This is a genomic window from Rhizobium sullae, assembly GCF_025200715.1.
GTDB lineage: Bacteria > Pseudomonadota > Alphaproteobacteria > Rhizobiales > Rhizobiaceae > Rhizobium > Rhizobium sullae.
The window spans coordinates 114,592-138,066 of the sequence record NZ_CP104143.1; the positions used below are offsets into that span (position 1 = coordinate 114,592).

At 60.4% G+C, this 23,475-nt stretch carries 24 protein-coding genes and 1 tRNA gene; 9 read left to right on the forward strand and 16 right to left on the reverse strand.

What is annotated here, in order from left to right; genetic code table 11:
* Window positions 1-27: 27 nt before the first annotated feature.
* The 7 genes from N2599_RS00560 to N2599_RS00590 all read right to left on the reverse strand — a co-directional run bounded on the left by N2599_RS00560 (window position 28) and on the right by N2599_RS00590 (window position 7,125).
* Window positions 28-2,472: a glycoside hydrolase family 2 protein gene (locus tag N2599_RS00560; protein WP_027510737.1), complete on the reverse strand. Its 2,445-nt coding sequence runs from the start codon at window positions 2,470-2,472 to the stop codon at window positions 28-30.
* Between the two features lie 9 nt (window positions 2,473-2,481).
* Complete coding sequence (locus N2599_RS00565) at window positions 2,482-2,877, reverse strand: VOC family protein (protein ID WP_027510736.1); 396 nt, start codon at window positions 2,875-2,877, stop codon at window positions 2,482-2,484.
* A 47-nt stretch (window positions 2,878-2,924) separates the two neighbouring features.
* Entirely contained in the window at window positions 2,925-3,674 is a 750-nt protein-coding gene (locus tag N2599_RS00570; protein WP_027510735.1) for an ABC transporter permease, read from the reverse strand.
* The gene (locus tag N2599_RS00575; RefSeq protein WP_027510734.1) at window positions 3,671-4,615 is read right to left on the reverse strand and encodes an ABC transporter ATP-binding protein; all 945 of its coding nucleotides are present in this window, start codon (window positions 4,613-4,615) and stop codon (window positions 3,671-3,673) included. Before N2599_RS00575 ends, N2599_RS00570 begins: the two co-directional genes overlap by 4 nt.
* Window positions 4,612-5,778 carry an ABC transporter permease gene (locus tag N2599_RS00580; protein ID WP_027510733.1) on the reverse strand — a complete coding sequence of 389 codons (1,167 nt, stop codon included), beginning with the start codon at window positions 5,776-5,778 and terminating at the stop codon, window positions 4,612-4,614. The genes N2599_RS00575 and N2599_RS00580 overlap by 4 nt, the downstream gene beginning before the upstream one ends.
* Before the next feature lie 61 nt (window positions 5,779-5,839).
* Window positions 5,840-6,748 carry a glycine betaine ABC transporter substrate-binding protein OsmF gene (gene osmF, locus N2599_RS00585; RefSeq protein WP_027510732.1) on the reverse strand — a complete coding sequence of 303 codons (909 nt, stop codon included), beginning with the start codon at window positions 6,746-6,748 and terminating at the stop codon, window positions 5,840-5,842.
* Window positions 6,749-6,930: 182 nt separating this feature from the next.
* Window positions 6,931-7,125, reverse strand: coding sequence for a hypothetical protein (locus tag N2599_RS00590; RefSeq protein ID WP_037142249.1), 195 nt, complete (start codon window positions 7,123-7,125; stop codon window positions 6,931-6,933).
* Between the two features lie 40 nt (window positions 7,126-7,165).
* Here N2599_RS00590 and N2599_RS00595 point away from each other — a divergent pair, with 40 nt between their 5' ends.
* Entirely contained in the window at window positions 7,166-8,377 is a 1,212-nt protein-coding gene (locus N2599_RS00595; protein ID WP_027510730.1) for a LysR family transcriptional regulator, read from the forward strand.
* A 31-nt stretch (window positions 8,378-8,408) separates the two neighbouring features.
* On the forward strand, window positions 8,409-9,131 hold the full coding sequence (locus tag N2599_RS00600; protein ID WP_027510729.1) for a copper homeostasis protein CutC: 723 nt from the start codon (window positions 8,409-8,411) through the stop codon (window positions 9,129-9,131).
* Here the strand turns inward: N2599_RS00600 and N2599_RS00605 are convergent.
* The 7 genes from N2599_RS00605 to N2599_RS00635 form a co-directional block, all read right to left on the reverse strand.
* Entirely contained in the window at window positions 9,128-10,147 is a 1,020-nt protein-coding gene (locus tag N2599_RS00605; protein WP_027510728.1) for a zinc-binding alcohol dehydrogenase family protein, read from the reverse strand. The two genes, N2599_RS00600 and N2599_RS00605, sit on opposite strands and share 4 nt — an antisense overlap.
* A gap of 64 nt (window positions 10,148-10,211) precedes the next feature.
* Entirely contained in the window at window positions 10,212-11,186 is a 975-nt protein-coding gene (locus tag N2599_RS00610) for an ABC transporter permease (protein ID WP_027510727.1), read from the reverse strand.
* A gap of 28 nt (window positions 11,187-11,214) precedes the next feature.
* Entirely contained in the window at window positions 11,215-12,765 is a 1,551-nt protein-coding gene (locus N2599_RS00615; RefSeq protein ID WP_027510726.1) for a sugar ABC transporter ATP-binding protein, read from the reverse strand.
* Window positions 12,766-12,886: 121 nt separating this feature from the next.
* Window positions 12,887-13,873 carry an ABC transporter substrate-binding protein gene (locus tag N2599_RS00620; protein WP_027510725.1) on the reverse strand — a complete coding sequence of 329 codons (987 nt, stop codon included), beginning with the start codon at window positions 13,871-13,873 and terminating at the stop codon, window positions 12,887-12,889.
* A 209-nt stretch (window positions 13,874-14,082) separates the two neighbouring features.
* Window positions 14,083-14,529, reverse strand: a complete 447-nt coding sequence (locus N2599_RS00625; RefSeq protein WP_027510724.1) for an RbsD/FucU family protein — start codon at window positions 14,527-14,529, stop codon at window positions 14,083-14,085.
* Window positions 14,530-14,539: 10 nt separating this feature from the next.
* Window positions 14,540-15,559 carry an aldo/keto reductase gene (locus tag N2599_RS00630; RefSeq protein ID WP_027510723.1) on the reverse strand — a complete coding sequence of 340 codons (1,020 nt, stop codon included), beginning with the start codon at window positions 15,557-15,559 and terminating at the stop codon, window positions 14,540-14,542.
* A gap of 29 nt (window positions 15,560-15,588) precedes the next feature.
* Window positions 15,589-17,091, reverse strand: coding sequence for a UxaA family hydrolase (locus N2599_RS00635; protein WP_027510722.1), 1,503 nt, complete (start codon window positions 17,089-17,091; stop codon window positions 15,589-15,591).
* A 225-nt stretch (window positions 17,092-17,316) separates the two neighbouring features.
* On the opposite strand from N2599_RS00635, the gene N2599_RS00640 reads away from it, so the two are divergent.
* A complete protein-coding gene (locus N2599_RS00640; protein WP_027510721.1) occupies window positions 17,317-18,222 on the forward strand; it encodes a GntR family transcriptional regulator in 906 nt (301 codons plus the stop codon).
* 21 nt (window positions 18,223-18,243) lie between these two features.
* Here N2599_RS00640 and N2599_RS00645 read toward each other — a convergent pair whose 3' ends face one another.
* A complete protein-coding gene (locus tag N2599_RS00645; protein ID WP_027510720.1) occupies window positions 18,244-19,002 on the reverse strand; it encodes an SDR family NAD(P)-dependent oxidoreductase in 759 nt (252 codons plus the stop codon).
* A 254-nt stretch (window positions 19,003-19,256) separates the two neighbouring features.
* On the opposite strand from N2599_RS00645, the gene N2599_RS00650 reads away from it, so the two are divergent.
* The 6 genes from N2599_RS00650 to N2599_RS00675 all read left to right on the forward strand — a co-directional run bounded on the left by N2599_RS00650 (window position 19,257) and on the right by N2599_RS00675 (window position 23,221).
* On the forward strand, window positions 19,257-19,844 hold the full coding sequence (locus tag N2599_RS00650; RefSeq protein WP_027510719.1) for a L,D-transpeptidase: 588 nt from the start codon (window positions 19,257-19,259) through the stop codon (window positions 19,842-19,844).
* Window positions 19,845-20,013: 169 nt separating this feature from the next.
* Window positions 20,014-20,151 (forward strand): ABC transporter, encoded by a 138-nt coding sequence (locus N2599_RS00655; RefSeq protein WP_084606495.1) that lies wholly within the window; start codon window positions 20,014-20,016, stop codon window positions 20,149-20,151.
* Window positions 20,152-20,303: 152 nt separating this feature from the next.
* Window positions 20,304-20,885 (forward strand): hypothetical protein, encoded by a 582-nt coding sequence (locus N2599_RS00660; protein WP_027510718.1) that lies wholly within the window; start codon window positions 20,304-20,306, stop codon window positions 20,883-20,885.
* A 74-nt stretch (window positions 20,886-20,959) separates the two neighbouring features.
* Entirely contained in the window at window positions 20,960-21,547 is a 588-nt protein-coding gene (locus N2599_RS00665) for a protein-S-isoprenylcysteine O-methyltransferase (protein ID WP_027510717.1), read from the forward strand.
* Between the two features lie 10 nt (window positions 21,548-21,557).
* Window positions 21,558-22,346, forward strand: a complete 789-nt coding sequence (locus tag N2599_RS00670; protein WP_027510716.1) for a hypothetical protein — start codon at window positions 21,558-21,560, stop codon at window positions 22,344-22,346.
* Window positions 22,343-23,221, forward strand: coding sequence for an SDR family NAD(P)-dependent oxidoreductase (locus N2599_RS00675; RefSeq protein WP_027510715.1), 879 nt, complete (start codon window positions 22,343-22,345; stop codon window positions 23,219-23,221). Before N2599_RS00670 ends, N2599_RS00675 begins: the two co-directional genes overlap by 4 nt.
* Before the next feature lie 62 nt (window positions 23,222-23,283).
* On the opposite strand, the gene N2599_RS00680 is transcribed toward N2599_RS00675, so the two are convergent.
* Window positions 23,284-23,359: transfer RNA gene (locus tag N2599_RS00680), tRNA-Thr, on the reverse strand.
* Between the last annotated feature and the right edge of the window lie 116 nt (window positions 23,360-23,475).

A 23,475-nucleotide genomic window follows, 5' to 3' on the forward strand; every position in this document is an offset into this window, starting at 1 on the left:
CGCGGCTGGCGGGGCCTTTTGGCGTCTTTAGACAAGATCGTTGGCCGAGCGGAGAGCCCTTCCGGGAACGATGTCTTCCGCAGCGAATACCATCTGCGTCTTCAGTGTGAAAACATGGGTTTCACCCGGCAGGAGGGTAACGAGCATCGAATCCACCACCGCAGCCGGATCGAGCCGGTCCACCACCAGGCAAAGATCCTTCAGAAAGCTTCTGGCTGTGACCTTCACCTCGCAGCCGTCGGCAACACGCGTGACTGCGACATCGAACTGCGCCTTCGGCAGCTTCAAGTCGACATCCTCGACGAAATAGTGGAAGGCGCGTTTGTCGAGCATCTGCACGACGACGACCTCGTCATCCGCCGCATCCGGAGTGGCGATGTCGTCTGCCAGGATGAATTCCTTCGCCTCGAACCTGTCGCAGAGCAGCCGCCAGAACTCGAATTCCGCTAGCACCGTCCCATCGAGTTTCATGCGCTTGCCGCTGATTTTCGATCGCCAGAAAAGTGTCCGCTCGTTGACGGCAACGGCGGCGAGTTTGTCTCCCCTCGGCTGGATCGTCAGCAGACGCGGATCGAAGGCCTGCTGCAGCGCGTACCAGAGCGGCTTGCGCCGCCCCGCGGAATCGAGTGCTGCCCATGAGGTTACCGGCCAGCAATCGTTGAACTGCCAGACGACCGCGCCTTTGCAGATGCCGCGGTGCGAGCGCATGTGTTCGACGGCAAAGCGGATCGCGCGCGCCTGGTTCAACTGCGTGGCGAAATGCCAGTCGTCCATCGACTTCGGTACCGGCAAGTGGCCGGCAAGGCCGCGGATCAGCCGCTCATTGCCCTGCGTCGCCTTTTGATGGTGGAAGACGCCATGGGATTGTGGTGTCAGCGGATTGTCATGCACGCTTTCTTCGAGCGTCGCCCAATTCGGCGGCGCCTGCCAGCCGAATTCGGAGCAGAAGCGCGGGATGTAGTTGCGATAGACCTCGTAGCCGACGTCGTTCCACACATCCCAGATATGCTTGCAGCCATGTTCGTCGGCATTCGGCGCAATATCCATCGTGCCGGAATAGGGACTGCCGGGATAATAGGACCGGTCGGGATCGAGTTCGGCACACAGCTTAGGCAGAAGGTCGAGATAATAGCCGAGACCCCAGGTGACGCCTTCCTGGATGACCGGCCGCCAGCCCCATTCGTCGAAGCCCCAGATATTCTCGTTGTTGCCGTTCCAGACGATCAGCGAGGCATGCGGCATCAGCCTGACGACATTGTCACGCACTTCGGCTTCCACTTCACTGCGGAGCGGCTCTTCCTCTGGGTAGGCGGCACAGGCAAAGAGGAAGTCTTGCCAGATCAGCATGCCGGCGCGGTCGCAGGCCTCGTAGAATTCATCGCGCTCGAAGATGCCGCCGCCCCAGACGCGCAGCATATTGATGTTCGCTGCCTTCGCCTCGTCGATGCGCGAAATGTAGCGCTCGGCGGTCACGCGGGACGGAAAGCAGTCGTCCGGAATCCAGTTGGCGCCGCAGATGAAAAGCGGCACGTCGTTGACTACGAAAGTGAAGGCTGAACCATGTTCATCCGGTGCTGTATCCAGCCGCACCGAGCGGAAACCGATTTCCTTTGAATAATTATCGAGTAGGTCATCGCTTACGCTATCGCGCAACTCGATCGTTAGCGCATAGAGCGGCTGTGCGCCAAGATGATGCGGCCACCAAAGCTCTGGCGATGGAACGCAGATGTCGAAGCTAACATCTCCGGCACCCTCCGCAATCTCGGCCGTATGAGATACGCCCGCAATCGCGGTGACGATCCTGCAGGCGCACGGCGCGCCATGCTGCGCCAGCTTGGCATGGACCTTCACCAGGCCATCGCCACCCGCAAGCGTCGCCGATACCCGCATCTCGGCCAGTCGTGCCCGATCCCAGCTTTCCAGCCGCACCGGCTTCCAAATTCCCGCCGTCACCAGGGTCGGTCCCCAGTCCCAGCCGAAATTGCACGCCATCTTGCGGATCAGGTTTCCAGGCCCGGGATAATTGTTGGGGCGGTAGCCGTAATGCTTCTCCATTTCCGCGCCATAGGCATAGGCGGAGTGGAAGGTGACGCTGAGTTCGTTGATGCCGCTCTTCAGTAAAGCTGAAACGTCAAAGCGGTAGGTGCGATGCTGATTGAAGGTTTGAGCCACCTCGTCGCCGTTCAGTCGGATCGTCGTGATCGTATCCAGCCCGTCGAAAACCAACTCATGAGCCTTGCCCTCGTCGCAAGCTGCTTCGAAGCTGCAGCGATAGACCCACTCCGATTTGCCGATCCAGTCGTTGGTGATCTCGTTGACGTCGGGATAGGGATCGGGGATCAGCCGGTTTGCCAAGAGGTCGAGATGCACGCAGCCGGGCACGGTCGCGGGAATAGATTCGGGTAATCCGGGGCGTCCTGTATCGTTGCAGGAAAGCGTCCAGCCGCTACGGAGTTCAGTTTTTTCGATCATCGAAAGCTCTTATTGGAAACGGCCGTGGCGTTGCAGCACTTCGATTTTGTAGCCGTCGGGATCGGTAATAAAGAAGAACAGGCCGAAGAGCTTGCCATCGCGGTTGAGCTCGACAAGCTTGCCGGGATTGAGCCCGGCCCTCGTCAATCGCTCATGTTCGACGGCGACCTCATCGACCGAAAAGGCGAGGTGACCATAGCCATCACCGGGATCGTAGGATGCGGTACGGCCCTTGTTGACTGTCAGCTCTAGCTCGAAGCCGGTCTCGGCATTGCTCATATAGATCAGCGTGAAGGTGTCGAAATCGACCCGGTCGGCAACTGTCAGCCCGAAGACCTTGCTGTAGAAATCGACCGAGCGCGCCTCGTCGAGAACGCGGATCATGGAGTGGATCATCTTTGCCAAGGCGGCCTCCCGTTGCCGACACTATGGCAGCCTTGGTAGCTGCCCTGTCATGCCGGGCGCAAGCCTATTCTTCGCGTGATCGCGTTTTCGACGAGCCCCATACCGTCGTAGATCAGAACGGCCATCAGGCCGACGATAAGGCCGCCCTGCAGGATGAATGCCGTATTGTCGGAGATCAGGCCGGCGATGATGACTTCGCCGAGACCCTTTGCCGCAACCGTCGAGCCGATTGTCGCCGTGCCGATATTGATGACGGTCGCGACCTTGAGGCCCTCGAGGATGAGTGGCAGCGCAAGCGGCAGCTCGACGCGGAAAAGCCGCTGTGTCGCATCCATGCCCATGCCGTCGGCGGCATCGAGAACGGACGGCGAGACCTGCCGCAGGCCGGAGACGGTATTTTCGAAGATCGGCAGCAAGCCGTAGAGAAAGAGCGCGATCAAAGTCGGCGCGGCGCCGAAGCCTGTGGCAGGAACGGCAAGCGCCAGCACGGCCACCGGCGGGAAGGTCTGCCCGGCATTGGCGATTGCGCGTGACAGCGGCAGGAAATCCTCGCCGCTTTTCCGCGTTACGAATATGCCGGCCAGAACCGCCAGGATGGCACTGCCGACAATCGAGACGACGACCAATTCGAGGTGGCCAAGGGCAAGCGACGGCAGGCTGTTTTGCGTGTAGACCGGCGGCGCGTTGTTGTTGGTCAGCGCCACCAGTATGAAGGAAAGCCACTCCGTCCTGAAAAGCAGAATCAGGAGCACCGCCAGCGCTACGACACGAAAGAGGTTGGCGACCACAAGCTTCATGCCTTGCGGCCCAGTTCGAGAAGCCGCGTCATGGAGATCGAGCCGACGGGGGCCCTGTCGGCATCCTGCACCGCTGCCTCATCCACCCCTTGCCAGATCATTTCCGCCAATGCGTCCCGAAGGCTGATCGACTGCGGCAGCGCATAAGGCAGTCCGGTCTTAGCAGGCGCCATGCTTGCCTTGAGCGGCAGCAGCGACATCAGTTTCAAGGCTCTATCGGACGTGCCAGTCAGTTGCTGCACGAAGGGGTCTGCCGGTTCCGTCAGTATCTTTTCCGGCGTCGAGCATTGTAGCAGCCTGCCCTCGCTCATGACGGCGATCTGGTTGCCGAGGTGGAAGGCCTCGTCCATATCGTGGGTCACGAGAACGACGGTCGTGCCGAATTGCTTCTGGATCGCCAGAAGATCGTCCTGCGCCTTCCCACGGATGACCGGATCGAGCGCGCCGAAGGGCTCATCCATCAGCAGCAGATCCGGCTCCGCTGCGAGCGCTCGGGCAACGCCGACGCGCTGCTGCTGACCCCCGGAAAGCTGATGCGGATATTTGGAGGCGAAAGTCGCCGGATCGAGATTGAAGAGGCCGAGCAGCTCGTTGACGCGCCCGGCGGTGCGCGCTGCGTCCCAGCCCAGCAATTCCGGTACGGTTGCGATATTCTGCGCCACGGTCCGGTGCGGAAAGAGCCCATGGCCCTGGATCGCATAGCCGATCTTGCGGCGCAGCTCGGTCGCCGGCACATCCATGACATTCTGCCCGGCGACGAAGATCTGCCCTTCGGTGATCGGCACCAGCCTGTTGATCATCCGCATCAGCGTCGATTTGCCGGAGCCGGAGGTGCCGACGATGACGGTGATCGAGCCTTTCTCGACGCTCATCGAGACATCGTCGACGACGGTTGCGGCGCCATAGCGCTTGGTGACGTTCCTGATCTCGATCATGGTCATGCGGCGGATCCCCGAATGCTGTCGATGACCGCATCGAGGATGACGGCCGATGAGAAGGCGAAGAAAACGGTCGGTACGGCGCCGAGCATCACAAGGTCCATGGCGGTCTGGCCTAGGCCCTGGAAAATGAAAATACCGAAGCCGCCGCCGCCGATGAGCGCTGCGATCGTCACGAGGCCGATCGCCTGCACCAGCACGATGCGGATGCCGGTGAGAATGACTGGAAAGGCAAGCGGCATATCGATGCCGGTCAGGATCTGCCGTCGCGTCAGCCCCATACCGGCGGCTGCATCCCGCACGGAGGGATCGACGCCCTCAAGCCCGACGACGGTATTGGCGACGATCGGCAGCAGGGAATAGAGCACGAGGGCGATCAGCGCCGGCGCCGTGCCGATGCCGCGGATGCCGAGGTCCGCCGCAAGCGGCACATGCGTCGCGATGTAGCCGAGCGGCAGCATCAGGATACCGAAGAGCGCAAGGCTTGGAATAGTCTGAATCAGGCTGAGCCCTTGCAGTACGGCGGCACGCAACCTGGGCACCCAAAAGCAGAGGACGCCGAGCGGCAGACCGAGGACGATGGCTATCGCAACGGAACCGAGGGCAAGCAGCAGATGGGAAATGGCCTCCGATCGGAACTGCGCCGATCGCGTCGCAAACTCTTTCATGATCGACAGACTGTCGAGCAGGCCGGAAGAGAGGTAGGCGGCCAATAGCGCCGTATAAATGACCAGTGCTGCGACCCGCATCCACGGTGTCAGCCGGATTTTGACGAGGGCATCCGAGGTGACGAGACCGACGACGGCAAAGAGCACCCAAAAACCGCCTCCCGGCGTCATGCGCGCTGCATTGCTGTTGGGTGGCGTGAAGCCCGTGGCGACGAGGCCAAGTGCCGCGATCAGCGCTGCCAGCGCAAGCGTCGCGATCGCGAGCCGCAGTGCGGCGCTTTGCACACAGAGCGCTGCAAATGCAGTGGCGGCGAGTAGAAGCGTGAGAATGATGACGGAAGGCTGGTCGACAAGCTGCGTAAGCAGCATCGGTTTGCCGGAGGCGATGCGGTTTGCCTTCACATAGATGAAGGGCAAAAGTGCCGTGGCAATGGCGCCGGCAGCCACGAGAACCACGCCGAGCCGATCCAGTTTGCGGACCGCTAAGGTTTCTTCCATCGATCCATCCCTGTCCGGAAAGAAGTGCTCCGCCCGGCGATGAGGGCGGAGCACCAGAAAATTACTTCAGAAAGCCCTTTTCCTTCAGATAGGCTTCGGCAACGGACTTCGCCGGCTCTCCTTCGACCTGGATTTTGGCGTTCAGCTTGCGCAGTTCATCCGCCGTTAGGCTCTTGAAGATCGGAGCGAGGATTTCCTCGATCTTCGGGTTCGCCTTCAGCACCGCCTCGCGGATGATCGGGGTCGGCGCATAGACCTGCTGCACGCTCTTGTCGTCTGCGAGAACGGTAAGTTCGGCAGCCTCGATCGCACCGTCCGTGCCGTAAACCATGGCGGTGTTGACGCCGTTCGTCTGGTCGGCAGCAGCCTTGATTGTCGCCGCCGTGTCTCCGCCGGAAAGAACAACCATCTGGTCCGGCTTCAGCTGAAAGCCGTAGGTCGTCTGGAAGGCGGGAAGCGCACCGGCGGAGTTCACGAACTCGGCGGAAGCTGCAAGTTTCGCATCGCCGCCGTCGGCCACCCACTTGCCGAAATCGGACATGGTCTTGAGGTTGTTCGGACCGGCGACATCATTGCGGATGCCGAGCGCCCAGGTGTTGTTGGCAGGCGAGGGCGCCAGCCAGACGATCTTGTTGGCGTCGTAGTCGAGCTTCTTCGCCATTTCGTAGCCTTGGTCGAGGTTCTTCCAGGCGGCATCGTCGGCCTTGTTGAAGAAGAAGCCGGCATTGCCGGTATATTCCGGATAGATGTCGATTTCGCCGGCCGTGATCGCCTTGCGCACGACCGGCGTCGCGCCGAGTGCGATACGGTCCTGCGTCTTGATGCCGTTGGCGTCCAGAGCCAGCGCGATGACGTTGCCAAGCAGCGTGCCTTCCGTATCGATCTTCGACGAGACGACGACGTCGGCAGCATGGGCCGCACCCGCCGCAAAGGCGGAAAGTGAGACGGCAAGCGCGAGTTTCTTGAGCATGGAGTGTCCCCTTGGTTAACACCGTTTGACTCGCGAGGTTCCGGCGGGAACCTTCGCGCATGAAATCCGCCGGCGAAAGCAGAAAAGCCGCGATCACGCCGGAGATACGAGCATCATGGAAATAGTGTGCGCTCTCGAAAAATCGATGCAACCCCTCTCCAGTATCTGCCGTCGCCGCACGATTATCGCCATGAAGGCATCACCGCGCGCGAAATTGCATTTCCTTTTGCAAGGCCGCGGCGATTTGTTTTTGTTCCCTTGCGTGTTTCCGCAGTCTTCCGGCGCTCTTTATCGGCTCTGCTGCCGCGTCCGGATTTGTTCTTGAAAAGACGATAGCCCGCCAATTCCGAAGCAGGGATATCTTTTTTAGCGAACACATCATATCGTCCGATTTTTCAGTCACTTCCGGAGAATGCCTTGCATCTCGGTGCTCTTTTTGTCGCCAGCCACGTCCTCGCCTCGGGTTCGGTGCGCGAGACCGCGCGGCGCTTCTCGCTCGCGGCTTCCACGGTATCGGTGGCGGTCAGCAACCTTGAGAGCGAACTTGCGATCAAGCTGACCGAGCGCAGTTCCGGAGAACTCGTCAAACTAATCGCAAGCGGCAAGGTGCTCGACGGGTTGCAGCCTATCATGCTCGCGATAGCGCAACTCCATGAACTCGCCGGCGAACCTGCTGTAGCCTTCGAAAGCTGGGCGTCGCGCATTCCAATCAAGACGGTAACGATCGAGCGCTTTCTGGAAGTGGCGGATCAGGGCAGCATCAATCGCGCCGCCCGGCGTCTTCGGCTTGGCCAGCCGCAACTTTCATTGCAGATTGCCAATCTTGAGAAGTTCATCGGGCATCAGCTTCTCGAACGTCAGGCGCAGGGCTCGGCGCTGACCCGGAAGGGAAGGTCGGCCTACAGCATCTTTTCGGCGGTGAGCCAGGCCTGGAATGATCTAAAATCGGCAGCCGATGAGCGCTATCGACGGGTGGCGCGCTCACTACGCATCGGGTCGATCATTCCGACCGGTGCCGAAAGCTGGGTTGCGCGCTGCCTGAGCGCTCTGGTGGCCGACTGGAATGCGGGGCGCAGCAAGAATGCCATCTCGCTGATCTCGATGACCGCCGACGATCTGCGGGAGGCCCTGAGATCCGGACGTATTGACGTGGCGATCCTGGATTCGGTGTTTGGGTTGGAGGGCTTCGAGCATCGCGAGCTGCTTCGCACCGATCTGGTCGCAATCGCGCCGCCTGGAAGTACGGCATCGACCGTCGCTGATCTTGTCGCCGGGCATCCCATCTGCACGCCGAGCGAGCGGACAGGCCTGGGCGATGCCGCAACGGCGTTGAGCCGCGAGCGCGCCGTAAGCCGCCGTTTTCGCAACCAGGATATCATGGCGGCGGATTCACTGCCGGTCATCGTCGATCTTGTCGCAAGCCATGGTTATGTCTCGTTCCTTGGACGCGTCAGCGCACTGCCGATCGCCGACCGCGTGCGTATCGTCGAGCTCGCGGAACATATCCCGATTTCCTATCATGTCGCCTGCAATCACCGGAAAGCATCGGCGGATGCCTGCGCCATGATTGCTGCAGCTGTGCACAAGATCATCTCGGAGCCTGTCGCGAAAACCGCTGCTGTCGCCTAAGAGAGTGTCGGCGGATGAAGGAGATTAAAAGATGCCGGTTTTGCTGGAAGTGTGCGTGGATAGCCCGAAAGGCCTTGCTGCTGCAATCGAAGGCGGCGCGGGCCGCATCGAGCTTTGCTCGGCTCTTGAACTGGGCGGCCTGACACCGGCCGCGGGTCTCATGAAGGCCGCCACCTCAGCGCCGATCCCGGTTTACGCTATGATCCGGCCGCATGCCGGCCCCTTCATCTTCGACGCAGTGGACGAGGATGCAATGATGGCGGATATCGATGCCGTGCGCGCTTTCGGCCTCGCCGGCGTTGTCCTCGGTGCCAACCGTCCCGATGGCACGCTGGACATGCCGCTTATCCGCCGCTTGAAGGCTAATGCTGCCGGTCTGGGTTCGACGCTGCATCGGGCCTTCGACCTCGTGCCGGATGCTGATGTTGCACTGGAGCAGGCCGTCGAGCTCGGCTGCGAGCGCATCCTCACCTCCGGCTGCACGCCGAGAGCGATGGATGGCCTCGAAACACTGAGATGTCTCTCCGCGAAGGCCGCCGGCCGGATTTCGATCATGCCGGGCAGCGGCGTGCGCCCTGGCAATGTTGCGGAAATTCTGCGCGCAACGGGCGCCCGCGAGATCCATGGCTCCTGCAGTTCGCCTGCTGCAACCATGGATCCGCGTGCCATCTCCTTCGGTTTCGAGGTGCCGGGTTCCTACCGGACGGATACTGCAGTTGTCCGGCAGATGCGCCAGGCGATCGATGTAGCCTAAGCACCGACCTTGATGACTGCCTTGATCAGGCCGGTCTTTTCATGTGCCCAGCGGGCGAGGTCGCGCGGCGCGTCCGCAAGTGTCGTGCGGTGGGTGATCAGCTTGTCGACCGGCACAAGACCTTTGACGATCGAATCCGCCACATGCTCGAAATCCGCACGCGTCGCATTGCGGCTGCCGATCACCATCATTTCGCGCTTGTGGAATTCCGGGTCGGAAAAGCGGATATCGTCCTTCACGACACTGACCAGCACCAGCGCGCCGCCATGCGCCACGAAGCGGAAAGCCTTCTCCATCGAAGGACCATAGCCTGTGGCGTCGAAAACGGCATCGAAGCTTTCGCCGTCCGTCTTGGCTTTCACCGCTTCCGCCGTCCCGTCATTTGCAACAATGCCGGACGTGAAGCCGAATCGCTCCGAAGCCATCTGCAACCGTTCGGAACTGGTGTCGAGCAGCGTCACGTCGTGTCCGGCAATCCGTGAGAAGATCGCCGCGCCAAGCCCGATCGGACCCGCGCCGATGATAAGCGACCGGGAACCGGCAGGCGCCATGGAACGACGCACGGCATGTGCGCCGATGGCCAGGAACTCCACGGTTGCGGCGGCCTCTACGCTCAGGCCCTTCGCGGCATAGAGATTCCCGGCCGGAACGGTGATCTCTTCGCAGAACGCTCCATCGGTGTGGACGCCGAGCACCTTGATATTCGTGCAGCAGTTCGGTTTGCCTTGCCGGCAGGCAACGCAGTTGCCACAGGAAAGATAGGGGTTGACGATCACCGGCGTTCCGGCAGCCAGGGCGACGCCGTCACCCGCCTCGAGCACGGTTGCCGAGATTTCGTGGCCCATGATGCGCGGATATTCGAGAAAGGGGTGCTTGCCTTCGAAGATGTGATAGTCCGTGCCACAAATGCCGACATGTCTGACGGCAAGCCGGACCCAACCGGGCTCAGGCGTTCCGGGGGAGGGGCGCTCGACCACTTCGAGCACGCCGGGCTTTTGGCAAAGCACTGCTTTCATGAGGAATCTCGCATTCAGAACATGAAGAAGCCGGTCGCGGGACTGGCTTCACGATGTTTCGCGTTCACTGGCTCCGGCGGCGGCGCAACTGATCGAAATAGACGATCACGATGATCAGCAGGCCGGTGATGATACGCTGCCAGAACGAGTTGACGTTCAACAGGTTCGCGCCGTTGTTGATCGTGGCCAGGATGAAGGCGCCGATCAGCGGGCCGTGCACGGAACCGATCGCACCGAAGAGACTTGTCCCGCCGATCACGGAAGAGGCGATCGCCTGCAGCTCCCAGCCATCGGCCTGGGTCGCGTTGCCGATCGCGATGCGCGAGGCAAGCAGCACGCCGACAAAGGCGGCGAAGGTCGCCGAGAGAATATAGGCGAGGTAGATCATGCCGTCGACGCGCACGCCCGAAAGGCGCGCCGCCTCGCGGTTGGAGCCGACCGCGAAGAGATAGCGGCCCCAGCGGCTCAGATGCAGGAAGATGAAGGACGGAACCGCGACGAGTATGACCATCCAGAAGAGGCTCGGCACGCCGAGGAAGTTCGCGCGGGCGAAGTTCGTGAAAGGCTCGTTGACGATATTGATTGTCGATCCGTTGGTAATGAGCAGCCCGATACCGCGCAACGAGGTCAGCGTCGCCAAGGTGATGATGAACGGCGGCAGACCCATCTTGACGATGCCGAAGCCGTGAAAGGCTCCGATCCCGACGCCGATCAGCAGCGTGATGATGATGGACGCCCAGACCGGAACCCCCGCCTGCAGAAGCCATGCGAGGATGACCCCGGCAAAGCCGACGATGGCGCCGACGGATAGGTCGATGCCCGCCGTGATGATGACGAAGGTCTGGCCTAGCGCCAGGATTGCCGTCATCGCGCCCTGCCGTAGCAAGTTCGATATATTGAGCGGCGTCCAGAAGCTGACGGTGACGATGCCGAGGAGGATCCAGAGGAAGAGAAGCAACCCGATCAGGGTCAAGCTAAACAGGATGTTCACTTTTCGGCGCGGCGGCGGCGCGACGATTTCCGACGGGGTTACAGTCATTGGTTCTCTCTCCCTCTTATTCTTTTACTCAGCCGCCGATCGCTTCGCCGAGCACTTCTTCATGTGTCGCCGCGTGGAAGTCGTGGCTTGCGACCAACTGGCCGCGGCGGAATACATGCAGCCGGTCGGCAAGCTCGTAGACTTCCGGCAGGTAGGACGAGATCAAGATAATGCCTGCGCCGTCCTTTAGAAGCTTGGCAAACAACCGGTAGATTTCGGCCTTGGTGCCGACGTCGACGCCGACCGTCGGTTCGTCGAAGATGAACAGCCGCGCGCCGTGGCTGAGCCATTTGCCGATGACGACCTTTTGCTGGTTGCCGCCGGACATGCTGGACGCGAGCACGCGGCGGCTCGGGGTCTTGATCGAAAGATTGCGGATCTGCCGGTCGGCATTCTGCGCTTCCTCGCTGTGGCTGATGACGGGGCCTTTGCTCAGCTTCTTGAAGACCGGCAGGTTGATGTTGAGACTGATAGACAGGTTGAGGCAGAGCCCCTGGTCGCGGCGGCTCTCGGGCGCAAGCGCGATCCCGAGCTCCATCGCCGTGCGTTCGTTCTTGATGTCGACCTGCTGACCCATCCAGCGGATTTCGCCGGCCGTCTTCTTTTCGCGGCCGTAGAGGCCGAGTGCGAATTCGCTGCGTCCTGCTCCGATCAGGCCGTAAAGCCCGACGATCTGGCCGGCCTTCACGGTCAATGACACATCCTCGAAACCCGGTCCCGAAAGCCCGCGCACATCCAGGATCGTTTCGCCGATCGGAATATCTTCCTTGTGATAGATCTGCTCGATCGAACGGTTGATCATCAGCGCGATCAGCTCCGCATCGTTCGTCTCGCCGATCGCGCGCGTGCCGACGTGGGTGCCGTCGCGCAGCACCGAGACACGGTCGGCAAGCTCGAAGACTTCCTCCATCCGGTGGCTGATGTAGACGATCGTCACACCCTCGCCCTGCAGGCGACGGATGAGCTTGAAGAGCTGGGCGGATTCCTGTCGGGTAAGATAAGCCGTCGGCTCGTCGAAGATGAGGAACTGGGTGCCGCGCATGGCTGCGCGTGCCGTTGCAACGAGCTGCTGCTGGCCGATGGTGAGTGAACTCAGCAGGACATTTGCCGGCAGGCCGAAGCCGAGATCGTCGAGGACGGCCTGCGCCATCCTGACCATCTGCTTCTTTCGCATGAGGCCGTATTGATTGACTTCGTCGCCGAGAAAAAGATTGGCCGCGACCGTCAGGTGCGGGCAAAGCACCACTTCCTGATGGACGGCGTTGATACCCCGCGCAATCGCCTCGTTCGGCGTCGCAAGTGCAACCGGATGTCCGCACCAGAAAATTTCACCGGCGGTTCGGCTGATTACACCGGTCAGCAACTTGATAAGAGTTGATTTGCCCGCACCGTTTTCGCCAACAATCGCGTGAATTTCGCCGGCCAGAAACGTCATCGTCGCGGGCTTTAGCGCCTGGACGTAGCCATAATTCTTCTGCAATGCCCTGAGCTCGAGGATCGGTGAGCCCGCAGGAATGCGGTCTGCTTCTTTGAGCGTCGCGCTGTCGTCGTGGCGATGACTGACCTCTTCCAGGCTCATGGACGTCTCCTCCTCACGAATTGCTGTCTCTTCACCAGCGATCCGCGCCCCTCAGGCAAAACGATAACACAGGTGAAGAAAAGGCTGCGCGGGATTTCTCGCGCGCAGCCTGGGCTCGTACTTACTTGACCTTCGGGTTGAGCAGAGCGTCGATCTTCGGGTCGCTCATGTTTGCCTTCGTGACGAGGTTAGCGCCGGTGTCGACGTTTTCTTCGACCTTCTCGCCCTTGGACACGGCAAGCGCCGTCTTCACGCCGTCATAGCCCATGCGATACGGGTCCTGAACGACGAGGGCGGCAAGCGAACCTTCCTTGAGGAAGCCGACCGTCTTGTCGTCGCTGTCGAAGCCGACAACCTTGATCTTGTCGCCGAGCTTGTTTTCAGCGATCGCCTGGCCAACGCCCTGCGCCATGATCAGGTTGGAGGCAAAGACGCCCACGAGGTTCGGGTTGGCCGTGATCAGGTCGGTCATCATGTTCAGGCCGGTCGTTGCCTGGCCGTCACCGTATTTGTCGACAATGACTTTCAGGCCGGGATACTTGGTCTTCACCTGATCCAGGAAGCCTTCGCGGCGCTGCTCGAGCGAGCCGACGCCCGGAAGATTGGTGAGGATCACCACTTCGCCCTCTTCCTTGCCCGTCATTTCCTTGATGGCAGCAGCCAGACCGTCAGCTGCGATACGACCGCCCTGAACGTTGTCCGTCGTCAGGAACGACTTGAATGCCTTGGAATCGGCGGCAGAGTCGATGCCGATGATCGGAACCGATTTGGCGGCTTCGTCAATCGGCTTGCCGAGCGCCTTGAATTCGGTCGGCGAAATGACGACGGCGGCTGGTTTGCCGGCGACGGCGTTTTCAAGAATGCTGATCTGCCCGTTGATGTCGGATTCGGCCTGCGCGCCCAGTTCCGGCACGTTGACGCCGAGATCCTTGCCGGCCTTGCGGGCGCCGGCGAGCACGATCTGCCAGTAGAAGGACGTCGTATCCTTGACGATGATCGGGATCGTCACGTCGGCTGCGAAGGACGGCAACGGCATTGCAGTTGCGATGGCGGCGGCGCCCGCGAGAGCCGTAAAGGCTCGACGGGACAGAATGGATTTCATGCGCATGTGGGTTCTCCTCTCAAGGTGCGTTCTCCTCCAAGAAACCAGACCGCTGAACGCAGGCGGACGATTTTTTATCGATAAAAAACAGTTACAGAAGGAAGCTAGCCGAGACCCTTTCAAATTGCAAGTGGCTGGAGGCCGGCTGCGAGTGTTTCGACTATACTCTCAAGCTCCTGTTTTTAAATAAATTAAACTGCATTCTAAAATAAAGCTCAGCCGCGATAGACTTCATGCGGATGCACGACGCCTTTCTTCAGAATAAGATTTCCATACAGCCGGAATTCGGTTGTCGCGACGATATACGCGGCCTTCCTGGCTCGTTCGTAGAATGCGAAGCGTTCAAGCGATGCGATCCTGAAATCGCCAGCCCGCTTGTTCACGATCTCCTGGAACTCGATGCAAACCTCCGGCATGGCCCCGGGATCGCCGACGACCTCCATGCGCCACGCCGTTTCCGGAACGAACGTGTCCAGCGGCATATGCGTCAAGATGGCTTCGGCCATTTCCGTCGCCGTTACGCCGTCGGCACGAATCACATCCGGGCCCATAGTGCTGGAGGGAAAGTTGGCGTCCGCAATGACAATGTCATCGCCATGCCCCATACGCGCTATGGCGCGCAGAAGATCCGGGCTGAGAACAGGGTGAATTCCTTTGAGCATCGTCTGGTCCTTAAACGCGCACGGCGTCTTCGCCGAGCGGCGGCGCGACGAGTGTCAGGGGGTCGAATTCAGGGAAGATTGTATCGGGTAGTGCGGGCTCGAAGAGTTCCATGTTGCGTTCGAGGCTGGACGCTTTCGCCGTGCCGATCAGCACGGAAGAAACGGCTGCATCGCGGAGCGGGAATTGCAGCGCAGGGGCTGCAAGCGGAACGCCGTGGCGTTTGGCGATGTCTTCCATCGCACCCACCTTGGCAAGCACGTCCGGTGTGGCGGGCATATAATCAAAATGCGAGCCCGGCACCGGACCGGTTGCAAGGATGCCGGAGTTGAAAACACCGCCAACGACCAGAGACGTGCCTTTCTGACGGCAGAGCGGCAGGAGGTCGGCCACAGCGGAGCGATCGAGCAGCGTGTAGCGCCCGGCCATCAGGATCACGTCGATGTCGGCGTTGCGCATGACGTCGAGGCAGACAGGGACCTCGTTGACGCCTAGGCCGAAAGCCTTGATCGCGCCCGACGACTTCAGCTGCTCAAGCGCCTTGATGCCGGACTCGAGAAAATTTTTCAGGTGGATGGCATTCCTCGCGGCACCATGCGTGTAAACACCGATGTCGTGCACATAAAGGATATCGATCCGGTTGAGACCGAGGCGTGCATAGCTGAAGTCGACGGATCGCATGATGCCGTCATAAGAATAGTCGTAATCGGCATCAAAGGAGAGGGGGTCGACATAGCCGTAATCCGGCACGGTGCCCGTTGGCACGGGCCGCAAAAGCCGGCCGACTTTGGTGGAGAGCACGTATTCGTTCTCGGGCTTCGCCCTCAGGAAATCGCCGACATGGCGTTCGGCAAGGCCAAGCCCATACCAGGGCGCCACGTCGAAATAGCGGATGTTGCTCGCCCAGGCAGCCTCCAACGTCTCCATAGCCTGTTCGCGCGGGCAGGCGCGGTACAGGCCGCCAAGAGCCGCCGCACCAAAACTGATTTCGGTGACCTTGAGTTCCGTCTTGCCGATCTTCCTCGTCTTCATCTTCCCTCCGTGAAGAGCCGAACTCTATCTTAGAGCGTTGCTCCCAAATGCCACGGCACGAATTCGTTGTCGCCGTAGCCGAACTCCTCGCTCTTCGTCTTCTTGCCGGAAGCCGTATCGATGATGAGGTCGAAAATTTCGCGCCCCTTGCCGCTGATCGTGGCATCGCCAGTGGCGATCGTGCCGCAATCGATATCCATATCCTCCTCCATCGACAAATAGAGCGCCGAATTGCTGGAGAGCTTGATCGAAGGCGCCGGACGACAGCCGAAGCAGCTGCCCCGGCCGGTCGTGAAGGCGATCAAGTTTGCACCACCTGCGACCTGCCCCGTCGCGGAAACCGGATCGTATCCGGGGGTATCCATGAAAACGAGGCCCGGTGCCGTAACACGCTCGGCATAGCCGTAGACGGCCGTCAGCGGCGATCGTCCACCCTTGGCGACTGCGCCGAGAGACTTTTCGAGAATGGTCGTCAATCCGCCACGCTTGTTGCCGGGCGAGGGGTTGTTGTCGAGAGATGCGCCATGCAGCGCGACATACTTCTCCCACCAGGCGATCTTGTCATCGAGCTTCCTTGCCACATCCTCATTGATCGCGCGGCTGCGCAGCAGATGCTCAGCGCCGTAGATTTCAGAGGTTTCAGACAGGATCGCGGTACCACCCGCAGCGGCCAGAAGATCGGCCGCGACGCCGAGCGCCGGATTGGCCGTAATACCCGAAAAACCATCCGACCCGCCGCATTGAAGGCCGATGATGATCTCGTTGATGGGAATCGGTGTGCGCCGCTCTTTGCCGACATCGGCGGCGATCTCCCGGAGCATGCCCATGGCGCGTTCGACGGCGCGCCGCGAGCCACCGGCATCCTGAATGTTGAAATGCCGCTTGGAATTGCCCGCGCCGCTCTGGCCATAGAGCGTCAACTGGTTCACCTCGCAACCGAGACCGATCATCAGCACGCCGCCGAAATTGACATGGCGCGTGTAGCCCGCAAGCGTGCGGTGCAGGACCGACATTCCGTCGCCTGTGGAGCTCATGCCGCAACCCTGGTCATGCACAATCGGCACGAAGCCGTCGATGCCCTCGTAATACGGCAGGATGGTGCGATTGGCCTCGTCTGCGATCGCGCGGCAGACGGTGGTGGAACAGTTCACGCTGGCGATAATGCCGATATAGTTGCGGGTCGCGGCGCGGCCGTCGGCACGGCGGTAGCCCATGAAGGTTCGCGCACGGTCTTCCGCCGTCGCCGCTTCCGGCGCGGAATTTGCCGTTGCCGCCAGACGGTCGTTCTCGAAATGCAGGTTATGGCTGTGGATATGGTCGCCGGCCTTCACGTCGGCCGTGGTGCGGCCGATCGCCTGGCCATATTTTACCACCGCTGTGCCGAGCGGGATGTCGGCAATCGCAACCTTGTGGCCGGGCTCGATTTTCTGCCGGGTCAGGATACCTGCAATGGTTGCGCCGGCTTCGATCGCGGCCGTTGCGACGGCGACGTTGTCTCCGGCAGACAGGATGAGCCAAGGCATTTTGTCCAATTGTCTTCTCCCTGAGGAAGCGCCCGCTGCATCGGCGAAAAACGCGTTGATTTTGTTTTTTATCTACAATAAACATTTTCAAGTCAACGGCAATATTACTCCTGTCGGCAAGGGAGGCAAACGCCGCAGGCGGCCGGAAAAGGCCGCAATCGATTGGTTCCTGGCGCCTCAGGCTTTGCGGTTTTGCAAAGTTCGAAAGGTCATGCAGGGAAAGAGCGGGGTGGCATGGCAAGACAGAATACGGTCTTCAAGGAAGCTTACAACAGGTACGCCGCTGCTCTGCGCCAGGATGCAGCCTTGCCGTCCGAACCCGAAATCGCTGCGCAGCTCGGTATCAGCCGCAGCACGGCCCGGGCCATTTTGGCCCGCCTGAACGACGAAGGCATCATCCAGTGGAACAAGCGCCAGAAAATCGTTCTGCGTGTTCCGACCGAGAAAGATCTCTTTCCCTCCGAGGAGACGGATTCGCTGCACGACATCATCGAGCGCAGCTTCATGCAGCGCATTCTGTCGGATGATGCCGCGCCCGGCATGCAGATCAACGAGCTGGAACTGGCCCGAGAGATCGGCACCGGCACGACCAGCGTCCGCGAATTCCTTATCCGTTTCTCGCGCTTCGGCCTTATTGAAAAGCGCCCCAACAGCCACTGGATCCTCAAGGGCTTCACTCGCGAATTCGCACTGGAACTCGCGGATGTCCGCGAAATGTTCGAGCTGCATTCGGCCGCCGAGTTTGGTAGACTGCCTATCGAAAGCGAAGCCTGGACGGCGCTGGCCGATATCAAGGCCGAGCATCATGCGATGCTCAACGATTTTTCTGCGCGCTTCAAGGAATTCTCAGCCCTTGACGAGCGCTTCCATCTCTTGATCCATGCCGCCGCGAAGAACCGTTTCATCGCGGACTTCTACGATGCGATCGCGATCATCTTCCACTATCACTACCAGTGGAACAAGGCGTTTGCCCGCCAGCGCAACGAACGTGCCATCCACGAGCATCTCGATTATATCGCGGCGCTGGAATCGCGCGATCAGGCGGCAATCGACTTTTCTTGCCGCCTGCATCTGCGTTCTGCACGCCAGACCCTCCTTCAGTCGCTGCCGCAGAATCTTGCCGAAGTGGCGGCAAGTTAGGCAACCGGCTCACAGACGCAGCTAATGGGCGGTGTAAGCCCCGTCCACGAGATGGTAGCTTCCGGTGATGAAGCTTGCCTTCTCAGACAGGAGGAAGCAAACGAGCGCTGCGACTTCCTCTGGCCGGCCGCGCCTGCCCATCGGCTGAAGCGCTTCCATACGCCGGCTTCCCGCTATCGCCAGATGCTCGGTCAGAAGTGGTGTTTCGATCCAGCCGGGGCCGACGGCATTGATGCGGATGCCTAGTCTTGCATATTCGATTGCGGCGACCTTGGTCAGGCCGACAACTCCGTGCTTGGCGGCCGTATAGGCTGCCGTAAATGGCAATCCAACGGAACCGAGGGCTGAAGACATGTTGACGATGGCCCCTCCGCCGCGTTGCAGCATGGAGGCAATCTCATACTTCATGCAGTAGAAAACGCCGTTCAGGTTGACGTCCATCAGCTTGTGCCAGTTGTCGAGCGGGTAGTCTGCCGTCGCCTTCCTCGGCCCGTCTACGCCCGCGTTGTTAACCGCCAGATGCAGGCCGCCGCATGTCTCGACAGCGTAGCCGATCAGCTTTTCCACAGCCCCGGCGTCCGTGACATCGACCGCAAAGTCCCGCGCCCGACCACCTTGCGAACAGATCTCCGCGGCAAGGTCGCGTGCGGCGTCAGCATCGAGATCGGCAACAATAACCTCCGCTCCTTCGTCAGCGAGCTGCCGGCAAATGGCTGCACCTATACCGGAGCCTCCGCCGGTTACGAGCGCGACTTTCCCCGTAAAGTCAGGCGTCGTCATCATGTCCCTCCTCATTGCGCCGCTGCTAGTCGAGCAGAGGCATGCTATTGATGCAAGAGCTTTCATAGCCGCGGTCTCTTTGTCTTGCCAGTCCTTCGCCCTCCACTCCCGGTTGGCAGCGCCCGGTCCGGCAGAGCGTGCTCAAGGCGAACAAAAGCTTTTGTACCTTTCATCTTTAACGCGAGGCTTGGCCGGTCGGCAGCGGGATGCTAAAGACGGATGATAAGGGCCGATCGATTGCTTAGCAGGTAGAGATGGACAAAAAACGCATTGCGCGCCGGGGGCTCTTGCTGGGCAGTCTGGCCTTGATGGTATCTGGATGTGCTTCAACGACGGGATGGCAGGTGGGGTCGATGTTTTCGTCAACACCGCGTCCCAGTTCCCGCTACCGGCGGCGGCAGGTCCAGTATAACGGAAACGAGCAGCCGGGAACGATCGTCGTCAACACCTACGAGCGTTACCTGTATCTGGTCGAAGGCGGCGGCAGCGCACTGCGTTATGGCGTCGCCGTTGGCGAGGAGGGGCTCACGCTCAAGGGAAGAGCGGCCATCGGACGCAAGGCGGAATGGCCCTCATGGATGCCCACCGCCAGCATGATTCGGCGCAAGCCGCATCTGGCGCAGTATGCCGGCGGTGTTTCGGGTGGGCCGCACAATCCGCTTGGCGCCGCCGCCCTTTATCTCTACCGCGGCGGACAGGACACTCTGTTTCGGCTGCATGGAACGAACGAGCCGTGGTTGATAGGGCAGGCGGTGTCCAATGGATGCATTCGCTTGACCAATGAAGACATTGTCGATCTCTACAACCGAGTTCCGGTGGGAACGCCGGTATTGGTCATATGATGCTTACATTTTGCGTCGATAATGCCATGATCTGTTAGGCATTATGAGGCGCCCGGGCCGCACGGAAGGCAAGTTGTGTCCTTTCTGCACTTGGCTTAGGCCTATTTTGCCGCTATTAGTAGAAGCGTTGCCTTCGATAACCTATTCCGTGCTAAGGAGAGGACTACTGATGAGCAGAATTCTGATCATGTGCCTGGTTGCATTGTTTTCCGTCGCAAGCCTGACCGCTTGCGGAGCGGTCGGTAAAGGCAAGGGGAAGGCCCCGCCGCCCGCAGCAGAAGCAGCGCCGGCACCAGTGTATAAGTAGCAACTAACTGTTGCTGAATGGGAGGGGGCATTCGTGGCCCTTCCCACATCGTGCAGTCCGGGCTGGACCTGCCTCAAAGCTTGCAGTGCAAAGATTGGCCGGTAAGCAGAGCAGTGTTTTTGCTCGCTCGATCCGGGAGATAAAGTGTAGCGATGACGCTTGCTAAGGGCCATCTGTCACTTGTAATACTATTTGCTCTCGCGCTCACATCATGCCAGACAGAAGACGAGCCTCCGCAGCCGCGATTCGTCTCGGACGCGCGCGGAGCGTTGGTTGGCGAATCATCGCAAAAAAGAGAAGGCCAATACTTCGTCGAATTCCGCTCGCGTTATGCGCTGAGCTACGGCCACACCTACGTGGTTTTTGGGCGATTGAACAAAGCCGGCGGGATGGTCAATCCGGAAGTCGCGGGGCTTGCTCCTGCGACCAATGATGCGGGTCCCTATGTTCTCGGCCACTTCCTGCCTGTGCCGGCGGAAACCGGGGCCAGTGACGGTGATCTGGAGGAGGCCTACAGGTCGGCAAGCTGGCGAGTCCTGCTGACTCCATCCGAATACAACGAGACCGTTGCCTTCATACGCAAGCTGAAAGCCAAGTCCAAGTTTTGGCAGGCTACGGTTTACAATTGCAACGCTTTCGTAGCAGAAATCGCTCGCTCGATGGGCTATAAGGCACCCAGCATCTGGCTCCGTCCGCAACAATTCGTGACGCAGCTTCGGGAAATGAATACCTAAATGCGAGGCGGCAAGCTGTTATACCGCTTTCATCCAGTCGATTGCAGGACGCAGAAGGGCTCCGGTGACTTGAATTGAGCATAGCTGTTGTCGGCAAGATTCTATGGGTGCTCGGCGTCGTTGCCTGGTATGTTATCCGATATCCCTTCGAGCGCCGCGCCAAACGCGTGCGTGTCGTCAGCCACCGCCGCTCGCCTACAGAGAAGATCGGGCTTGCGTCGGCGCTACTAGGCCTTGCGATCGCGCCGGGATTCTATGTCGCCACCGGCATGCCGGAAGCAGCCGATTATCCGGCCCGCGCCTGGGCCGTGGCCGTCGGAGCGGTACTCTTTGCCACCGCCATGTGGGTCTTTCGCAGGACCCATAAGGAACTCGGCCGCAACTGGTCGATCACGCTGGAGATTCGCGACCAGCATCAGCTGATTTGTAGCGGTCCATATGCTTTCGTCCGTCATCCCATGTACACGTCTTTCCTGCTCATGGCCCTTGGCCAGGCCTTTCTGCTGTCCAATTGGGTGGTAGGGCTCGCAGGCTTGACTGGCTTCGCAATCCTTTTCTTCCTACGGGTGGACAAGGAAGAGCGTATGATGCTCGAAATTTTCGGCCCGCAGTACCGCGCCTACATGGACCGGACCAGGCGAATTATTCCCTATCTCTATTAGAGGAGGCATGATGAGAGGCCGGACCATCAAGCTTTCGGCGGCGCGCCGCCTTGTCGGGGATCTGATGCGGTTCTCGATCAGTGTGCCGCGGGTCACCGTGCAGCGGCAGATGAACCTTGCCCCGCTCCAGGAAGCCAGAATCACGCAGCCGAGCAAGCCCTCCTGGACCGTACTCTTCTTGAAGGGGTACGCGCTTCTCTCTCAGGAGACGCCGGATCTTAGGCGCGCTTACGTCAAGTTTCCGAGGCCACAGCTCTATGAATACCCGGAAAGCGTGGCCTCGATTGCCCATGAGCGCGAATATGACGGCGAGCGAATCGTCTTGCTGAACTCTATCAAGGCCCCAGAGCGGCGGCCGATCGCCGAAATTGAGGCCCTGATCCAAGCGGTGCGCTCGCGCCCGGTGCTGGAGATCAAGGAGTTCCGGCGCGCATTGAAGTTTGCCCGTGCGCCGGCGCCTTTAAGGTGGCTGCTGATGTGGCTCGGACTGAATATCGGGCGGCAGCGCGCCCGCCGGTTCGGCACATTCCAGCTGTCGGTCTATTCCGGTCTCGGGGCGGAATCCCTCAATCCGCTTTCGCCTTTGACCACGATCTTCAACTACGGCCCGATCTCGGCGGATGGATCGGTCACCGTCCGCATCCACTACGACCACAGGGTCATGGACGGCGCCAATGTCGCTCGGGCGCTGGAGCGATTCGAAAAGATATTGAACGGTGAAGTCGCCAGCGAGGTAAGGAATATCGCCTCGCAAGGTGCCCGCGCTCCCGATACGTCGTCTTCAGGGGCGGCGGCATGATTATGCAAAGTGAGTTTCGGCCGGCTGTCGTCGTGGTCGGTGCGTCGCGTGGCATCGGCAGGTCGATCGCCAAAGTCGTCGCCCGCGAGCGCGCCACCATCGTGCTTGTTGCGCGCTCGCCGGAAGCCTTGGCTGCTACCGCGGTGGAGGTGCGGGCGGAAGGCGGCGAAGCATTCACGCTTGAATTGGATCTGCTTGCGGCCGATGCCTCGGCGCATCTGCAGGACTTCCTGTCTGCGAAGGGGTTGTTCTGCGATGTTCTGGTCAATAGCGCCGGATACGGATTGCGCGGTTCAGCGACGCTACTTCCCGTGGATGATCAGCTTGGCATCATCGATCTCAACATACGCGCCCTCAGCGACTTGACCCTTCGCTTCCTGCCGGGAATGGCGGCGCGCGGGCGCGGCGGCGTGCTCAATCTCGGCTCCATAGCCGGGTTCACGCCCGGGCCCAATATGGCCCTGTATTACGCAAGCAAGGCTTTCGTGCGCTTCTTTTCGGAAGCGCTCCATCAGGAATTGCGCCGCACGGGCGTGACGGTCACATGCGTCGCGCCGGGGCCGGTATCGACCGAGTTCCTCGAAAAATCCGGCGCAGGCCGGGCACAACTGTTCAAGATATTGCCCAAACTCAACTCGGATTACGTGGCCGAACGCGCCTGGCGCGGCTTCAAATCCGGCCGCCGCCTCGTCGTCCCCGGCATCTCGGCCAAGCTTGTCGCCCTTGCCGCGGCCTTGCTGCCCTCCGCAGCCACGCTCCCCCTGATCGGCCGCCTGCAGCGCCGCAGCGGCGATCCATGCCCCTGTGGCTCCGGAAAGACCTTCAACGAATGCTGCCGCATCCGCCGTCGGGGCATTGACGCCGGAAGCGGTTGATTGCAGGCGGTAGCGCCAACAGGCCCCTGCTTTTCGTCAAAAGAAGCTGATCTTGGAAAGACTGGTGCCGCTTACGTGACTCGAACACGTGACCCCATCATTACGAATGATGTGCTCTACCGACTGAGCTAAAGCGGCAACCTAGCGGCCGAATTGTGCGGCCCGCGATTTGCATGGCGCTGATACAGGCATTGTTTGAAGATTTCAAGCGCTCTGTCGTGCCTTCAGCAAAAAAGACGCCCTCTGCGGAAGGT